The 16,559-nt window shown below is 60.9% G+C and carries 13 protein-coding genes; 3 read left to right on the forward strand and 10 right to left on the reverse strand.

Annotation, left to right across the window (positions count from 1 at the left end):
• Positions 1 to 122: 122 nt before the first annotated feature.
• Positions 123 to 2,054, forward strand: coding sequence for a hypothetical protein (locus H6650_07675; GenBank protein MCB8951875.1), 1,932 nt, complete (start codon positions 123 to 125; stop codon positions 2,052 to 2,054).
• A 166-nt stretch (positions 2,055 to 2,220) separates the two neighbouring features.
• Here H6650_07675 and H6650_07680 read toward each other — a convergent pair whose 3' ends face one another.
• Entirely contained in the window at positions 2,221 to 3,435 is a 1,215-nt protein-coding gene (locus H6650_07680) for a DUF711 family protein (protein MCB8951876.1), read from the reverse strand.
• A gap of 254 nt (positions 3,436 to 3,689) precedes the next feature.
• Between H6650_07680 and H6650_07685 the strand changes: the two genes are divergently transcribed.
• Positions 3,690 to 4,031, forward strand: coding sequence for a hypothetical protein (locus H6650_07685; protein ID MCB8951877.1), 342 nt, complete (start codon positions 3,690 to 3,692; stop codon positions 4,029 to 4,031).
• A 56-nt stretch (positions 4,032 to 4,087) separates the two neighbouring features.
• Here the strand turns inward: H6650_07685 and H6650_07690 are convergent, their stop codons facing one another.
• On the reverse strand, positions 4,088 to 4,852 hold the full coding sequence (locus tag H6650_07690) for an RNA methyltransferase (protein ID MCB8951878.1): 765 nt from the start codon (positions 4,850 to 4,852) through the stop codon (positions 4,088 to 4,090).
• A gap of 125 nt (positions 4,853 to 4,977) precedes the next feature.
• On the opposite strand from H6650_07690, the gene H6650_07695 reads away from it, so the two are divergent.
• The gene (locus H6650_07695; protein ID MCB8951879.1) at positions 4,978 to 5,814 is read left to right on the forward strand and encodes a geranylgeranylglycerol-phosphate geranylgeranyltransferase; all 837 of its coding nucleotides are present in this window, start codon (positions 4,978 to 4,980) and stop codon (positions 5,812 to 5,814) included.
• A gap of 27 nt (positions 5,815 to 5,841) precedes the next feature.
• Here H6650_07695 and ppk1 read toward each other — a convergent pair whose 3' ends face one another.
• From ppk1 to rfbB, 8 genes are all read right to left on the reverse strand, one after another.
• On the reverse strand, positions 5,842 to 7,962 hold the full coding sequence (gene ppk1, locus H6650_07700; protein MCB8951880.1) for a polyphosphate kinase 1: 2,121 nt from the start codon (positions 7,960 to 7,962) through the stop codon (positions 5,842 to 5,844).
• A 76-nt stretch (positions 7,963 to 8,038) separates the two neighbouring features.
• A complete protein-coding gene (locus tag H6650_07705) occupies positions 8,039 to 9,445 on the reverse strand; it encodes an aminotransferase class V-fold PLP-dependent enzyme (GenBank protein MCB8951881.1) in 1,407 nt (468 codons plus the stop codon).
• A gap of 46 nt (positions 9,446 to 9,491) precedes the next feature.
• Positions 9,492 to 9,932: a type II 3-dehydroquinate dehydratase gene (gene aroQ / locus H6650_07710; GenBank protein MCB8951882.1), complete on the reverse strand. Its 441-nt coding sequence runs from the start codon at positions 9,930 to 9,932 to the stop codon at positions 9,492 to 9,494.
• Between the two features lie 129 nt (positions 9,933 to 10,061).
• Positions 10,062 to 11,516, reverse strand: a complete 1,455-nt coding sequence (locus H6650_07715; GenBank protein ID MCB8951883.1) for a PQQ-dependent sugar dehydrogenase — start codon at positions 11,514 to 11,516, stop codon at positions 10,062 to 10,064.
• 61 nt (positions 11,517 to 11,577) lie between these two features.
• Positions 11,578 to 12,768: a PQQ-dependent sugar dehydrogenase gene (locus H6650_07720; GenBank protein MCB8951884.1), complete on the reverse strand. Its 1,191-nt coding sequence runs from the start codon at positions 12,766 to 12,768 to the stop codon at positions 11,578 to 11,580.
• A 226-nt stretch (positions 12,769 to 12,994) separates the two neighbouring features.
• Positions 12,995 to 14,143, reverse strand: a complete 1,149-nt coding sequence (locus H6650_07725; GenBank protein MCB8951885.1) for a PQQ-dependent sugar dehydrogenase — start codon at positions 14,141 to 14,143, stop codon at positions 12,995 to 12,997.
• Between the two features lie 53 nt (positions 14,144 to 14,196).
• Positions 14,197 to 15,336 carry a citrate synthase gene (locus H6650_07730; GenBank protein MCB8951886.1) on the reverse strand — a complete coding sequence of 380 codons (1,140 nt, stop codon included), beginning with the start codon at positions 15,334 to 15,336 and terminating at the stop codon, positions 14,197 to 14,199.
• Positions 15,337 to 15,448: 112 nt separating this feature from the next.
• Positions 15,449 to 16,477 carry a dTDP-glucose 4,6-dehydratase gene (gene rfbB, locus H6650_07735; GenBank protein MCB8951887.1) on the reverse strand — a complete coding sequence of 343 codons (1,029 nt, stop codon included), beginning with the start codon at positions 16,475 to 16,477 and terminating at the stop codon, positions 15,449 to 15,451.
• Between the last annotated feature and the right edge of the window lie 82 nt (positions 16,478 to 16,559).

Genomic DNA, 16,559 nt, shown 5'->3' on the forward strand with positions numbered 1-16,559 from the left:
TCACGTTTTCTGTTATTAGGACTGGCGCTGAAATAAAATGTGAATGGCAGCGCCAGTTTGAAGGAGCGGTAGGAAAACAACTTTGTTGTCTCATTTCATTTCCGCTCCTTAAGGCCGCGTTTATGAGTTCTTCTCTCGCCGATCTCCTGGCTCTGATCAATGATGTGCTGCAAGCGGCTATCGTCATCTTTGGTTCGGCAGTCGTTTTATATAACCTGCCGCATTGGCGGCGCGATCAGGTGACGCGGGCGTTTTCCAACCTGATTGTCTTTGTGGTTGTCGTTTATCTGACGGAGTTGTTGGCCAGTCGCACGATTGGCACGGTTTCGGCTGAGGCGTGGCTGCGGATGGGCTGGGTGGGCATTTGCCTGGTTCCGGCGGCGCAGTACCATTTGTCCCATACGCTGCTAGGAACGACGGGGCATGGTTTGCGGCGGCGGTTGGCGTATGTGGTACTTTCTTATCTAATTGGGCTGGTTTTCCTGGTACTGGCGTTGGCGACGGACTTGTTGGCGACAAGTCTGGTGACGGTTCCGCGCGCGCCTCATTTGCGTTCGGGACCGCTTTTTGGGTTATTCGCGCTGTACTTTGTGGGGGTCGCGGCTGCCGGCATTTACAACGTCTGGTATGCCCGTGCTCGCTGCGTCACCTCTACCACCCGCCAGCGCATGACCGTCATTCTCCTCGCCTTTCTCGCCGCCCCCCTCGGCGTCTTTCCCTACCAACTCATCAACAACGCCTCCCAGATTCGCCTGCCCATCTGGCTCCTCCTTATCCTCGGCAACCTGGTCGTCGGCCTCATGTTTGCCCTGCTCACCTATTACCTGGCCTACTTTGGTCGCGTCTCGCCCGACCGCGTCGTGCGCGTGCGCCTCTTCAAATTCATGGCGCGCGTTCCCATGACGGGAACCATCGTCCTCCTCGTTTACGTCCTCGTCAACCGCACCAGCCCCATGTTGGGATTGCCGCCGGAAACAATGTCCGCCATAGCCGTTGTAGCCGCCGTCATGCTCGTGGAATGGGCCGTGCACAACTACAAGCGCCCGCTGGAGCGCGTGCTGCAATTGAACAACGAGCCGGATGTGCGCCGTATCCAGGAGTTGAGCGAGCGCATCCTTACCACCCGCGACCTGCACCAGTTCCTGGAAAGCATCCTCACGGCCATTTGCGATGCGCTGCGCACGCCCACCGCCTTTGTGGCCGCGCTCACGGTTGAGGGGCCGCGGCTGGAAGTCGTTGTGGGGCCGTTGCGCGCGCCGGACGATCTGTGGGAGGCGGCATCGTGGCAAAATCTCACCAGTGATAGCCCGGAATTGGAGCGGCGTGACCAATTCATTCTCTGGCATAACTATTGGATTCATCCGCTTTATGACCGCAGCCAGGAGTTCATGCTGGGCATTTTGGGGATGGAAGGGCGCGCGCCGGAACCGGACCTGTCTCCGGAGGAGCTGGTCATTTTTGACCGCCTGGTGAACCAGGCCGCGGCGGCATTGGAAGATCGTATTTTGCAGCAGGAGGTTTTCGCCGCCGTGGAAGGACTGTTGCCGGAGATCACGGCGTTGCAGCGCCGCCGCAGCGCCGCCACGTATGGCAGTGCCCCGCAGTTGACGGAGCGATTGATCAGCAATGGTCCGACGGATAATGGGGAGGGCACGCTGCTCGATGATCCGGGCTTTGGCGATATGGTGCGTGATGCGTTGTCTCACTATTGGGGCGGTCCGAAGTTGACGGAAAGCCCGCTGTTGGGGCTGCACGTGGTGCAGGAGGCGCTGGATGAGTTTGAGGGGAACCCGGCGAAGGCGCTGCGCGCTATTTTGCAGCGGGCGATTGAGCAGCAGCGTCCCGAAGGGGAGCGGCGTATGACGGCTACGGAGTGGATTCTTTACAACATTCTGGAGCTGAAGTTTGTGCAGGGGCAGAAAGTGCGCGACGTGGCGCGTCGCCTGGCGATGAGCGAGTCGGACCTGTATCGCAAGCAGCGGGTGGCTATTGAGAATGTCGCCGAGGCGGTTTCGCGTATGGAGCGGGACGCGACGACGAGGGATGGGGTGTGAGGTATGAGGTATGAGGTATGAGGTATGAGGTATGAGGGTGGGGGCATTGTGATTCTGGTCGCTGTCCACTGACCACTGACCACTGTCCACTGACCACTGACCACTGTCCACTGTCCACTGACCACTGTCCACTGTCCACTGTCCACTGTCCACTATCCACTATCCACTATCCACTATCCACTGACCACTCTATTCTGTGTTGCATTTGCAGGCGGGTGGGGTGGGCGAGGAGGCCGCTGACGCCGGGACCGGGGGAGGGCATGACGCGGCTGCCGGCAAAATACGGGAAATCGAAGGTGACGGGATCGCCGGCGGAGAGGCCGGGGAGGGGCATGAGGCGGGCGGTGAGGGGTTTGCGCAGGCGGGCGGAAAGGGCGGCGAGGTCCAGGAGTATGCCGGCAATCTCCCCCTCACGTACATCTCCCGCCAACGGAATCGTATCCAATCCCACGCCGCAGACAGCCGCGTAGCTGAGTAAATCGGTGATGGTCAGATGACCCTCGGCGGCGCGGCGGGCGAGAACCGAATCTTCTAGCACGGGCAGCATCAGCCCGGAAAAGCCGCGGCGGGGAAAACGCGCGCGGTTGATCGCCTCCGTGACGAACGCGGCGGCGAACAGGCTGCCTGGTGCGCCGATGTACGCCAATCCCAACGCTTCCAGCGCGCCGCCCAGGCTGTGCTCATCGGTGGGAAACGGGGCCAGGGAGAAGTCAATGCCGCCGCACGGAAGGCCAAATTGGCGCGTGAGCGCGGCGGTGGCGGTCATGATGCGGTCAGCTTCTTGTTCGATGGCGGCCACGAGACGCTGGCGCGCGTCTGTCAGCGAGTCCGCGCCGCGCACGGCGCGCAGAGCGATGTCCGCCGATTCTACGGCCACGGCGAAGTGGGCCGGTCCGCCGCGGTGGTAGGCGACGGGGAAGAAGGGGGAACCGGGGGGGCAGTGGGCGAGGGCGGCGAAATAGAGGTTGCCAAAGCCATTGGCTTGTAAGGTGCTGTTGCGACGGATGATGCGGGCGATGTGGTGGCAGCGGCCTACGTCTACGTTCCCCGCCAGATCGCTGATGGCGGCGCTGGCAAAGATCGGGTCGGCGGCGGCGATCAGGGTGGGAATGCGGTCCAACCAGGTGGCGTCGTGTGTCAGTTGTACCGGGCCGAAGCTGATGTAGTCAATGCCGGCATTTTGCCACATTTGGGCAAAAGTCGCGGCGGTGGCTTCCATCTGGTCCTCGTCAGCCGGCAGCCAGGCGGGAAAAGGGGGCGTCGCCAGCCGCAGCGTTTGCACGTTTAAGGGAAAGGCGCGGCGCGCCTCACGCAGAAAAGGGGCGAAGGTGGCCGGTTGGGCGTCGGCATCGGCAAAAAGCGTGATTGAACGAATTTCCATGGTAGACTCCGGTTATCACTCCGGCTAACACTTTGTTTGACAGAATGGAGCGGGGCAATAGAATCAAGGAAACTTTGAAAAAAAGGATGGTAGCATAGTCGCGCTGTTCGTCCAACGCCCGCACGATTTTGGTATGCGTACGGCGGTGAATGGCGTGAGCGGCAATACGTCTTATGGCATCGGAAACGGAAAACAAGAGAAAATCACGGCGGCGTCCGGGAAGCAGGTCGGGTAAGGGGCGCAGTGGGGGGAAGATGGAGCGCCGGTCGCTACCGGCGCGGTCGCCGTTGGAAATAGCGCAGGCGGCTTTTTGCGTCTGCGCCCGTTGTAGTTACTTCCTGGCGGCGTATCGCGCGCATCATGGCCTGGAGCATGTGCGGGCGGCGGCGGAGGCGGGCGACAGTGCCTGGTTGGAACTGGTGTGGGATCGGGAGACGCGGGAGTTGCTACACAAATCTTTTGGCGGGCACACGGACGAGGCGGTATTTGACTATTCGGTAAGTTGCCCGGAGTGCCATCGCATTTATTTGTATCATGCGGCGGAGGCAGGGGAGACGACGTTTCAAGTGGAGGTGCAGCCGAGTGCACGGCGTTGATTTAGGTGCCTCTTCAGATTGGTTCATTCTTCAAGAATGACCCAATTTTTGCGCCCCTAGCGGCGTTGGCGGGCGGCTTCGAAGAGGAGAATGCCGGCACTTACCGCCGCATTTAATGATTCCGTGGCCGCGTGCATGGGGATGTAGACCCGCGTTGTCGCTAACTGCATCGCTTCTGTCCCCGCGCCTTCCGCTTCGCTGCCGATGATCAGGGCGCAGGGGCGACGCCAGTTGGCCTGGTCGTAGCTGACAGTTCCTTGCGCGTCCGCCAGGTAGACGGCCAGGCCACGTACGCGCGCGCCGATTTCGGCCCAGGTGAGGGCATGAATCGGCAGCCGCAAATGGGCGCCCATGCTGCCGCGCACGACTTTGGGGTTGTAGGCGTCTACGCAGCCGGGGGAGAGGAGGATGCCTTCGACGCCGGCGGCGGCGGCGGTGCGCAGGATGGTTCCCAGGTTGCCGGGGTCGCCGAGGCGGTCCAGGATGAGGAGCAGGGTGGGGTTGTCTGGGAGGGGTTTGGTTTTTATGGGGATGACGGCTAAAATGCCGGCAGGTGTCTCCGTCCCACTGATTTCCGCAAGTAGCCGCGCGTCTATCTCGTAAGCGGGTGCGGCCAACCGGGCCAACAGCGCCTGGTGCGCCGCGGTGTGATGCCACTGGTTTGTGTAGAGGAGGAAATGGGGCGTGAGATTAAATGCCGGCAGTTCCGCTAACCAGCGGCTGCCTTCAATCACATAAGCCTGTTCTCGTTCACGGGTGCGGCGCTCCGCCAGCAGGCGACGCACCATTTTAACCCGGCTGTTGCTGGGGCTTGTTATCATTGGTCGATTTCCGTTGGCATCTTTTCCCCTGACAGGGGGTTAATAAACATACAAGCAGTCAATGACTGACAGCATTTTTAACCGTTACCACAGCCCACTGACCACTTCTTCCTCAAGGAGGCATCATGGAAAAAATCAAGGCACTGTTTAAGCTTGCCCGCCCCGTGACCACGCTCAGCGGCGTATTCTCGACCGTGATGGGCGGCTACGTTGCCGGCACGGGCGCCTGGCTGAACATCGCCCTGGCGGCGCTGGCGACGGCGCTGATCTCTGGCGCGGCCAATGCCTGGAATGATTACCTGGATATTGAGATCGACAGGGTCAATCAACCGCGGCGCGTCTTGCCCTCCGGCGGCGTTTCCTTGCACACCGCCTGGCGCTTTTCCCTGCTCCTCACGGTGGCGGCTGTGCTGCTGACGCTGCTAATCAACGTGCCCACCTTTCTCATGGCATTGGGGTCCGGCGCGTTGCTCTATTTCTATTCCTGGAAACTCAAAAGCACGGTGCTGTTGGGCAACGCCACCATTGCCCTCATTTCCGCGCTCAGCGTTGTCTTTGGCGGCGTGGCCGCGGGCAATGCCGCCCCGACGCGCTGGTTGGCTTTGATTATTGGCGTTGCTATTTTGGGGCGGGAAGTGTTGAAGACGATGGCCGATTACGAAGGCGACCTGAGCCAGCAGTGCCGCACGGTGGCGACGGTTTGGGGGCAACGGGTCTCGCGCAATATCTTTTACATCCTGGCCGCGGCCACGTTCGTGATGATGATGGTTCCGTACTTGCTGCGCATCTACTCACCGCTATACGCCTACATTGTGGCGATTGGCGTGTACCCCGTGCTGCTGTACATCCTGGTGCGGGTGGCGAGCGATACAAGTGCGCATCAACTCAATCGCTTGAGCCAGTTGATGAAGTATGATTATTTTGTCTGGTTCCTGGCGGTGATCCTGGGGTCGGTTCATTGACGGAGGGGGGATCGCTGCCGGCATTTCCTAGACCGTCGTCCGGCGATTGAGCAGATAAAGCTGGCTGTTAAAGAGGGGGGCGCTATCTTCCTGGAGGGTAGATGCCGGCACATACGTCCCGTTCGCCTGCAACCAATGCCCCTGCGCCGTATCCTGCAACTCAATCTTCAAGATATTCTCCACAATCTCCTGCTGTAACTGCTCATTCTTGATGGGGAACAACACCTCCACGCGCCGATCAATGTTGCGCGGCATCATATCCGCGCTGCCCAGGTAGAGATCATAATCCCCCTGGTTGTGGAAATAGTAAATGCGGGAGTGTTCCAGAAAACGCCCCACAATGCTCAGCACGCGAATGTTGTCGCTAACGCCGGGGACGCCTGGCCGCAGACAGCATATCCCACGAATGATCAGGTCTATCTTCACGCCTGCCTGCGAGGCACGATAGAGGGCGCGGATAAGGGACGAATCGACCAGTGAATTTGACTTGATGATAATGCGCCCATTCTCGCCATGCTCCGTCTCTCGTTCGATGAAGCGCATTAAGTTGTGCCGCAGATTTACGGGAGCCACCAGAAATTTGCGATAATCCGTTTGCTTGGAATACCCCGTGAGGTAGTTGAACAACTCGGTGGCATCCGCGCCGATCTCCTCATCGCACGTCATGAAGCCAAGATCGGTGTAAATGCGAGCCGTGACGGTGTTGTAGTTGCCCGTGGAAAGATGCACGTAGCGGCGGATGCCATCCCGCTCACGGCGCACGACGAGGCTGACTTTGCAGTGCGTCTTCAGTCCGATCAGGCCATAGACCACATGCACGCCCGCCGTTTCCAGCGCGCGCGCCCATTCGATGTTGCTTTCTTCGTCGAAGCGCGCTTTGAGTTCCACCAATACGGCCACTTGTTTTCCGTTTTCGCGCGCCTGCATCAAGGCTTTGACAATGGGGGGATTCGGTCCGACGCGGTAGAGGGTCTGCTTGATCGCCAGCACATCCGGGTCTTCGGCGGCGGCGGAGATGAAGTCAACGACGGGTAGGAAGCTCTCGTATGGGTGATGCAGCAGCACGCTGCCGCGGCGCATGGTGGCGAAGATGCTGTCGGTGCTGCGCAGCGCGGTGGGCAGTCCCGGTTGAAAAGAGGGGTCTTTCAGGTCGGGTAGCGCCAGTTTGTGCAGTTCCCACAGGCTGCTGAGTCCCAGAGGCCCATCAATCGTGTATGTATCGTATGCGCCCACGCCCAGGTTGGTGGTGAGGATGTCGCGGATGTCCTCGGGCGTGTCTTCTTCCACTTCCAGGCGCACGCAGAAGCCGAAGTGACGCTGGCGCAGGTTTTCTTCCATGGTCAGGAGCAAGTCGTCCGCTTCTTCCTCCTGGATTTCCATGTCGTTGTTGCGCGTGATGCGGAAGGGGTAGGCGGCGACGATTTCCATGCCGGGGAAGAGGTGTTCCAGGTTGGCGGCAATGACCTGTTCCACCCAGACGAATTTTTGCACGCTGGGGAGGAGAAGTTCGTCGGGGTCCAGCGGCGTGAGGGGGACGAGGCGGGGGAGGCTGGCGGGGACTTTGATGCGGGCGAAATGTTCCACGCCGGTTTCCGGGTCACGGATGACGGCGGCAAGGTTGAGGCTGAGGTTGGAGATGTGGGGAAAGGGGCGGGCGACGTCGAAGGCCAGGGGGGTGAGGACGGGAAAGATTTCGCGCTCGAAGTAGTCGCCGAGTTTTTTCTGCTGGCGGCGTTTGAGGTCCTGGTAGTTGGTGACGATAATGCCGGCATTTTCCAACTTCGGCAGCAAATGTTCCTTCCAACACGCCGTCACCTGCGCCGTCAACGCCGTCATCGTGCGATGCACCGCCACCAACTGCTCGCGTGGCGTCAGGCCATCCGCCGGCGTCTCCGTCACCCCCAGCAACAACTGCTGCTTCAGCCCCGACACCCGCACCATGAAGAACTCGTCAATGTTGGAGCTAAAAATCGCCAGAAACTTCACCCGTTCCAGCAACGGGTGGGCCGGGTTCATGCACTCGTTGAGGACGCGGCGGTTAAACTCGATCTGGCTTAATTCTCGGTTGATATACAGACTGGGATTTCGTAAATCCACCTCCGGCGGCGCGGACTCGTCGATCACGTTAACCTGATTGTCTTCGGTCATTTCTAGCTCCTTGAAAAACCCGGTTTTGAACCTGGCTAAGAACCCGGTTTTGGGAAAAAACCGGGTTTTTCATCATTCACAATAAAAAGTAGTCCGCCAGTGGTTCGTGATACCCGCCGGGCGTGAATTCCCCGGTAGCTCTATCGACCTCGTACTGCCCCTGGTAGTCGCCGCGGACGATCCGTTGCAGCATCTCCACCAGGCGGTCTACGTCCGCTTCATTGTTGTAGCAGCCGAAACTCATGCGCACCATGCCGGGCATGTTGGACTTGTCGCCGGCAAGCATTTGGTCGCGCCAGGAGGCGGCTTCTTCTTCGTCTAGCTGCAACAAGTGTACCACGTATGGGTGTGCGCAGAAACAGCCGCTGCGCACGCCGATGCCCCCTTCGTACCCGAGGATGGCGGCCAGTTTGAAGTGGGAAATGCCGGCAACGTTAAACGGAATCACCCCCACTTTTTCATGCGCGCGTGCCGGGTCGCTCTCGCCATAAATGCGAATACCCGGAACCTCGCGCAAACGGCGCAGCGCGTAGGCCACCAGTTCCGTTTCGTGCGCGGCAATCGTCTCCATGCCCACGTCCATGAGCTGCCGCGCGGCAGCCGCCATCGCCACCGCCCCCACGACGTTGGGGCTGCCCGCCTCTTCGCGGTCCGGCAGTCCGGCCCAGTGGATGTCCTCCAGCGTGACCACATCCACCGTGCCGCCGCCGCAGTACTCCGGCCCGCTTTCCAGGAAGATGGATTTGGGGCCGATCAACGCGCCCGTGCCAAAGGGGGCGTACATCTTGTGCGCGGAGAGGACGACGAAGTCCAGATGTTCCGGGTCGTCCACGGGTTTCATGTCCACGGGGCGGTGCGGCGCCAACTGCGCCGTGTCCACGAGAATGCGCGCGCCCACGGCGTGCGCTTTGCGCGCCAGGCGGTGGATGGGTTGGATGAAGCCGGTGACGTTGGAGGCCCCGGAGACGGTGATCAGCGCGATGTTGCCGGCATATCGCGCCACCTGCCGATCAAAATCATCCTCGTCCAGCCGCCCCTCCGCCGTCGTCTTGATGTGAACCACCCGCGCCCGACATCGCCAGGGCAAGTCGTTCGAGTGGTGTTCCATTGCCGTACTCAGAACCACTGCGCCCGGCGCCATATTCAGGCGGTAGGAGAGCTTGTTGATCGCTTCCGTTGTGTTCTTGCCAAAAATAACCGCGTGTTCGTTGGGGTCCGCGCCCACAAAACGGGCCACGATCTCGTGGGCGTGGTCGTAGGCCGCCGTACTCAGGCGGGACTTAAAGCCCGTTCCCCGATGCACGCTGGCGTAGTAGGGCATAAACTGGTTGATGGCGTCCATGACGCGCTTGAAAGGGGGCGTGCTGGCGGCGTTGTCCAGGTTGACGTAGGGCACGCGCCGCCCGTCCAGCAACGGCGTGGGCGCGTCCAGGCCAACAATTTCATGGCGTAGGGTGAGGGGATGGGCTGTGTGGGGGATCATGGGTTTCTCCGGTTTGGGTGTGTGGGGTTTTTCCGGGCGGTGCGTTTCAGGTGTCCTGCAAGCGATCCAGCAATGCCTGCAAGCCTAGCAGGTAGCTGCGCCAGGCAAAGCCGCAAATCTGCCCCACGCAGACGGGGGCGATGAGCGAGGTGTGGCGGAAGGGTTCGCGGGCGTAGATGTTAGAGAGGTGGACTTCGATGGCGGGAATGCCGGCAGCCACAATAGCATCCCGCAGCGCATAACTGGTGTGGGAGTATGCGCCGGGATTGATCACCAGGCCGCCGGCCCAGGCGCGGGCGTCGTGGATGGCATCAATGAGTACGCCTTCGTGGTTCGATTGCCGGCAGCGCACGCCGGCCTGCCGTGAGGCCGCCAGCGCCGCCAGCGCCGCGTTGATCTCGTCCAGCGTGTGCACGCCATAAATTTCCGGTTCGCGTGTGCCCAGCAGATTCAGGCTGGGGCCGTGGAGGATGAGGAATTCGTTCATGGTTTCGTCACTGAAAAAACCGGGTTTTTCGATTGTCCGGCCGAAATTACCTGAGTGGTTCACGTGTAAAAACCCGGTTTTTGGCCTTTTTTCAGTAGAGTCATTCTTGGAGAATGAACCAATCTGAATTTAGTTGTCGTTTAGGATAATGGGCAGGAAGTTGTACGCGGTTTCTGGGGTGGCGGTGGGGACGGGCGTGTTGGTGACGGTGGGCGTGGACGTGGGCGGCGGGGTGTTGGTGATGGTGGGCGTGTTGCTGGGCGTAGGGGAGGGGCCGGGGGTGTTGGTGCTGGTGGCGGTGGGGGTGCTGCTGGGGGTGGGCGTGTTGGTGACGGTCGGGGTGCTGCTGGGGGTGGGCGTGTTGCTGGCGGTGGGGGTCGCGGTGGGGGGCGTGTTTTCCACGATGCGGTAGAGGGTTCCGCCAAACAGGCTGGCGACGTATAGCTCGCCGTCTTCGTCCTCGCCAAACGTGCTGGGGGAGGAGATGCTGTCTACGAGCAGGGTTTGCGTCCACCCCCCCATGCCGTCGCTGCTGAGGCTCCAGATTTTGCCGGCACAACTGTCCGCGTACAGATAGTGCCCCTGCAAAACGGGATACTGGCTGCCACGATACATGAAGCCGCCCGTGATCGCGCACGTTGCGCCGTGGCCGTAGGCGAAAATGGGGGCGACCGCCGTGGGAAGGGGATCGCACGCGCCCGTGGGTGGATACGGATGCACCTCGTTCCCTTCAAAGCAAGGCCAGCCATAATTTTCGCCGCCCGTACTGTCCGCGGGCTGCAAATTCACCTCCTCCCATTCGTCCTGCCCCACGTCGGAGAGGAACATCTCTCCCGTGAGGCGGTCGAAGCTGAAGCGCCACGGGTTGCGCAGCCCATACGACCAGATGGCGTCCTGGGCATCGGGCACGCCCACGAAGGGATTGTCCGGCGGGATGGTGTACGGCACGGCTTCATTGCTCACGTCGATGCGCAGGATTTTGCCGGCAAGCGTGGTCAAGTCCTGCGCGTTGTTGTTCTCATACGGCGGGTAGCTGTCCACCTTGCCATCCCCGACGGCCAGATACAGATACCCATCGGGGCCATACGCCATGTCGCCGCCGTAGTTTTCGATCCAGTTTTGCGGAATCGTGAACAGGGAGACCTCGCTGTTCGGGTCGGCCACGTCCGGGTCCGCCGTCACCGAGAAGCGGGAAATCTGGCTATCGCCGGCGCTGTTGGTGTAATGGACGTAGAAGTATCCGTTGCCGGCATAATTAGCATGAAAGACCAGCCCCAGCAACCCTTGTTGGAAGCCAAAATAGGATATGCGGTCGCTGATGTCCAGGAATTCCGTAACGCTGCCATCAGGGTGAATGATCTGAATACGCCCGGTCTTTTCCGTGGCGAACAGGCGGTCATCGCCCGCGTCGGCAATATCGGTGATGCCGCCGGCGAAGACATGCGCCGTCACCGGTTCGATGCTCACGTCCGGCGTGGTCAGGGGCGTGGTGGTGGAGGCGGCGGAATAAGCGGCGGATGCCGCCAAAACGGCTGCCACCGCGAGCAGCAGCACGGTCATGATTGGGGTCAAGTAACGTTTCATGGAAGATTTCCTTGCTCTGACGAAACCCGAAAGCTCTCCAAGACCTTTTGGGTTTCCAGGGTCACGGGGAGATGACGCCAGTGTAGGTGACGCGATAGATGGTGGCATCACGATACAGCCCGACGTACAACTCGCCGGCGCTGTCTTCGCCAAAGGTGGTGACGCTTGTGCCCACCGGTCCAATGATAGGCCCCAAGGGGGCGCTGCGCCAGTCGCCGTCGTCGTCCTGGGTCAGCCCCAGGATTTTGTCGCCGCAAAAGTCGCTGTAGATGTACACATCTTGCAGCGGCGGATACGCGCTACCATGATACCTGTATCCGCCCGTTATGGCACAGTGCGCTGCGTCATGAGGATAGGTGAAGATGGGGAAGGTGAAGGTTTCCGGGGGGGCGCAGCCGGTAAGGTCATATGGCTGCCAGCCTTCGTAGCAACGCCAGCCGAAGTTTTGCGCCTGGGTGGATGCCGGCATTACATTCACCTCCTCCCATCCCGCCTGCCCCACATCCCCGATAAACAAATCGCCATCCGACCGATCAAAACTCATGCGCCACGGATTTCGCAGCCCACTGCCCCATATCTCCCCCCGCGCCGCCGCATCATCCACATACGGGTTATCCGGCGGAATCGCATAAGGCACGGTACGCACATCCAACCGCAGGATTTTACCCGGCAACGTCCCCAGGTCCTGCGCCACGTTCGCCGTCGCGCCCCCATCTCCCAGGCTGACGTAAAGATAGCCATCAGGGCCAAAGGCCAGGCTGCCGCCGTAATGGTAGGGTTGTTCGTGCGGAACCGCCAGCAGCACCACTTCGCCGTCCGCGTCCGCCCGATTCTTGTTCTCCGCCGACCGCGCAAAGCGAGCAAGCGTCAGGCTGCCGTCGGCGGCGCTGTAGGTGACAAAAAACAGGCCACTGGTGGCGTAGTCGGGCGCAAAGGCCAACCCCAGTAGTCCCTGCTCAAACTCATCCCACTTCACCCGGTCCCGAATATCCAGGAACGGCGTCACCTCCAGGCTGCCGCCCGCCCCAATCACGCGAATCTGCCCCCATTTTTCCGTGACGAACAGGCGCTCATCCCCGGCGTGGGTGATGGTCGTGGGGCGATAGAGGCCAAAAGTGTAAGGCTGTAGCTGGATGGGCTGCCAGTTGGTCGTGATGGGCAGGTAGCTGGCGTAGGTCTGCGCCGCCGCGCCGCTGGCGGGCCGGCAGGCGGTGACGCCCAGCGTCATCCACACCAGCGCGTACTGTAACATTTGTGTGGTGGAATGCCGGCATCTATGCCTGTTCGCGCGCAATAGTGAGTTCACTGAAAAAACCGGGTTTTTCGAGTGTCCGGCCGAAATACCAGAGTGGTTCATGTGCAAAAACCCGGTTTTTGGCCTTTTTTCAGTAGAGTCAATAGTGAGTGAATCATAACCTCATAGAGTTATTCGTGTAATTCGTGTAATTCGTGGCAAAAATCCCCGGTCCGCCGCGCCGTTACGGCTGGAGGTGATACACTCCCCCTCCCGTCAGGTCGAGGACGTATAACTCCCCCGCCGCGTCCTCGCCAAAACTGGCAATGTTCAGGTCGGTTTCCCGCAGCGTAACGCGCTGCCAGCCGTTTTCCGTCTGTTCCATGCTCCAGATGTCGCCGCGGCAATAGTCGCTGAAGAAGTAGCGGCCATAGAGGGTGGGGTATTGCGCCCCGCGATAGACGTAGCCGCCGGTGATGGAGCAGCCGTCGCCGTGGTCATATTCGAGGATGGGCGGGGTGGTGTCGCCGCGATTGCAGATGGGGCGACGGTAGCAGTGGGTTCCTTCCAGTGTGTTCCAGCCGAAGTTGATGCCGGCATCTTCCCCCCCCACCACATCCAACTCCTCCCACGCATCCTGCCCCACATCCCCCACATACAAATCACCCGTCAGTCGGTCAAAACTAAACCGCCACGGATTCCGCAGCCCATACGCCCAGATTTCCCCCCGGCTGCCGCGCTCATCCACAAACGGATTATCCGCCGGAATCGCGTAAGGCTGCGCCTGATCCACATCCAACCGCAGCAGCGCCCCCAACAGCGTTCCCTTATTCTGCCCGTTTCCCTCCGGGTCGCCGCCGGAGCCACCATCCCCCATACCCACGTACAAATACCCATCCGCGCCAAACTGAAGCTGCCCGCCATTGTGGTTGCCATACGGCTGCGGGATGGTCAGCAGCACCCGTTCGCTGGACGGGTCGGCGTTCTCCCCACGCGCGGCGAACTCGGCGATCACGGTGTCTCCATTCTTGTCGGTGTAGTCTACAAAGAAGCGCGCCGGGTTCTGTGGGTGGAAGGCGAGGCTCAAGAGTCCTTGCTCGTTCTCCTCCGCGCCCACCCGGTCCGTGATGTCCAGAAACGGGGGAGAGAGCGCCTGCCCATCCCGCACGATGATCACGCGCCCCGCCTGCTCCACGACGAACAGGCGGTCGTCGAAGGCGTGGGTGAGGTAGGTGGGGCGTTGGAAATTGCCGGCAACCAACCGCAACGTCACCTGGCTGAGCGCGGACGTGGGGGGTAGCGTGATCGGTGGGGGAGACGAGGGGCGGCAGCTCGTCAGCCAGGCGAAGCAGCCAAAAAGAAGGAGGAAGCAAGACCGGCGGCGTAATGCCATCACATACAGAGGAAGAAAGTGCGCCGCGTCTGCGGCGGCGCACTGTACACATATCAGCTTCGTTCTACCAGCGGGACGAAGGCGCGACCCGTCGCGCCCACATACTGCGCCTTAGGCCGGATCAGGCGATTATCCGCCACCTGCTCCATCACGTGCGCCGTCCAGCCGGCAATGCGGCTCATGGCAAAGAGGCAGGTAAACTGATCCGTCGGCAGGCCAATCATGTACAGCACCACTGCGGAATAGTAATCTACGTTCGCGTACAGATTGCGCGTCACGAAATACTCGTCCTGGCGCGTCAGCGACTCAATCTGCGCGGCCACGTCATACCAGTGCCCCTGTCCGCTGCCTTGCGCCATCTTCGCCGCCAGCGGGCGCAGGATGCGCGCGCGCGGGTCCTCAACCTTATAGACGCGGTGGCCGATACCCATAATGCGCCGGTCGTTGGCGCGGGCATCGTGATACCAGGCGGCCACATCCCCACTGTTGGCGGCGGCCATGAACTGCTCCATCGCCAGTTGGTTCGCGCCACCGTGCGCGCCGCCCTTCAGGGTTCCGATACCCGTCGTGATGGCCGAGTAGGTGTCGGCCAGCGTGCCTGTGGTGACACGGGCGGCAAAAGTAGAAGCGTTAAAGCCGTGGTCTGCCAGCAGCACCAGGTAGGCGTTCAGCGCATTCACGGCGGCGGCGTCCGGCTCCGTGCCGTTGAGCATGTAGAGGAAATTGGCGGCGTGCCCCAGATCGGCGCGGGGGGCGATAGGTTCCTGCCCATTGCGGATGCGTTCCCAGGCGGCCACCAGCGTGGGCAGCGCGGCGGTGAGCGTGATCGCTTTCTCCTGCACGCTGGGCAGGCTGTTGTCGTCCGCGTCCGCGTCAATCAGGCCCAACCAGCTCACGAACGTGCGCAAAACGGCCATCGGCGTGGCCGTCGCGGGAACCGTTTTCATTGTCCGCAGCACGCTCTCGTCCACGGTCCGCCGCGCCACCAACTGCGACTGGAACGCCGCTAATTGGGCCTCGTTGGGCAGATCGCCGTGCCACAGCAGATAGATAACTTCCTCGAAGCTGGTTGCTTCCCCAATATCCAGAATGTTATAGCCGCGATAGATGAGTTCTCCCTTTTCCCCATCTACGCGGCTGATACGGGTGTCCGCGGCGATTACGCCTGCCAATCCTTTCGTTGCGGTTGTCATGAATAGTCTTGCTCCTCGTGCATGATGAGTGGATGGTTGTCAGTTATTAGGATCTTCCCGGAAGCTCATGTCAGATCAAGCGCCTCATGATTACAGCTTCCGGGAAGTTGGTTTACACGCCCGCTTCGCGCAGGCGGTCGCCGTATTGGGCCTGATAGTACGCCTTGTATTCGCCGCTCTTGATTTTGCGCCACCACCATTCGTTCTCCACGTACCAGCGCACCGTCTTGCGGATCGCCTGCTCCGGCGTGTGTTCCGGCTGCCAGCCCAACGCCTTGATCTTGTCCACATTCAGGCTATAGCGGCGGTCGTGGCCGGGCCGATCCCGTACGTGCACCAGCAGGTCACGCGGGCGGCGCAGTTCGTCCAGCAGAATTTCCGCCATGTGCAGGTTTTCCATTTCCTCCCCCGTGCCCACGTTGTACGCTTCCCCGATGACGCCCCGGTGCAGCACCAGGTCAATGGCCGCGCAGTGGTCGCCTACGTACTGGTAATCCCGTTTTTGCCGTCCGTCGCCGTAGATGGGCAGCGGTTCTTCGTCAATGGCGTTGGTGGTGAAGAGGGGGACGACTTTTTCCGGGTACTGGTAGGGGCCGATGTTGTTGGCGCCGCGGGTGATGGTCACGGGCAGGTTGTAGGTGACGAAGTAGGCGTTGACCATGAGGTCGGCGCTGGCTTTGCTGGCGGCGTAGGGGCTGCGGGGGGCCAGGTTGTCCGTTTCCCGGCTGGCGTGCCCTTCGGGGACGTGGCCGTACACTTCGTCGGTGGAAATCTGGTGGTAGCGTTCCAGGCCAAACTGGCGCGCCGCTTCCAGCAGGACGTAGGTTCCATACACGTCAGTCTGGATGAAGGCGTCGGGGGCCATGATGGAGCGGTCTACGTGGGTTTCGGCGGCGAAGTTGACGATGGTGTCCACGTTGTGCCGGCGGATGGCGGCGGCCACGGCGGCGGCGTCGCAAATGTCCCCGCGGATGAAGTGGTAGTGGGGGTTGGCGTTGAGGGGGAGGAGGTTGTCGAGGTTTCCCGCATACGTCAGCTTGTCATAGACGATCACATGATAGTCAGGATACCTGTCCAGGACGTAGTGAACGAAGTTGGCTCCGATGAAGCCGGCGCCGCCGGTGACGAGAATGTTTTTCAAGGGTGGGTTCCTTTTCGCTGTGGGTATGGTTGCAATGACGCAGTGCGTCTACCCCGTCATTTTATCGCAAGCGCCACAAAAC

It is taken from the genome of Ardenticatenales bacterium (genome assembly GCA_020634515.1).
In the GTDB taxonomy this organism is placed as follows: domain Bacteria; phylum Chloroflexota; class Anaerolineae; order Promineifilales; family Promineifilaceae; genus JAGVTM01.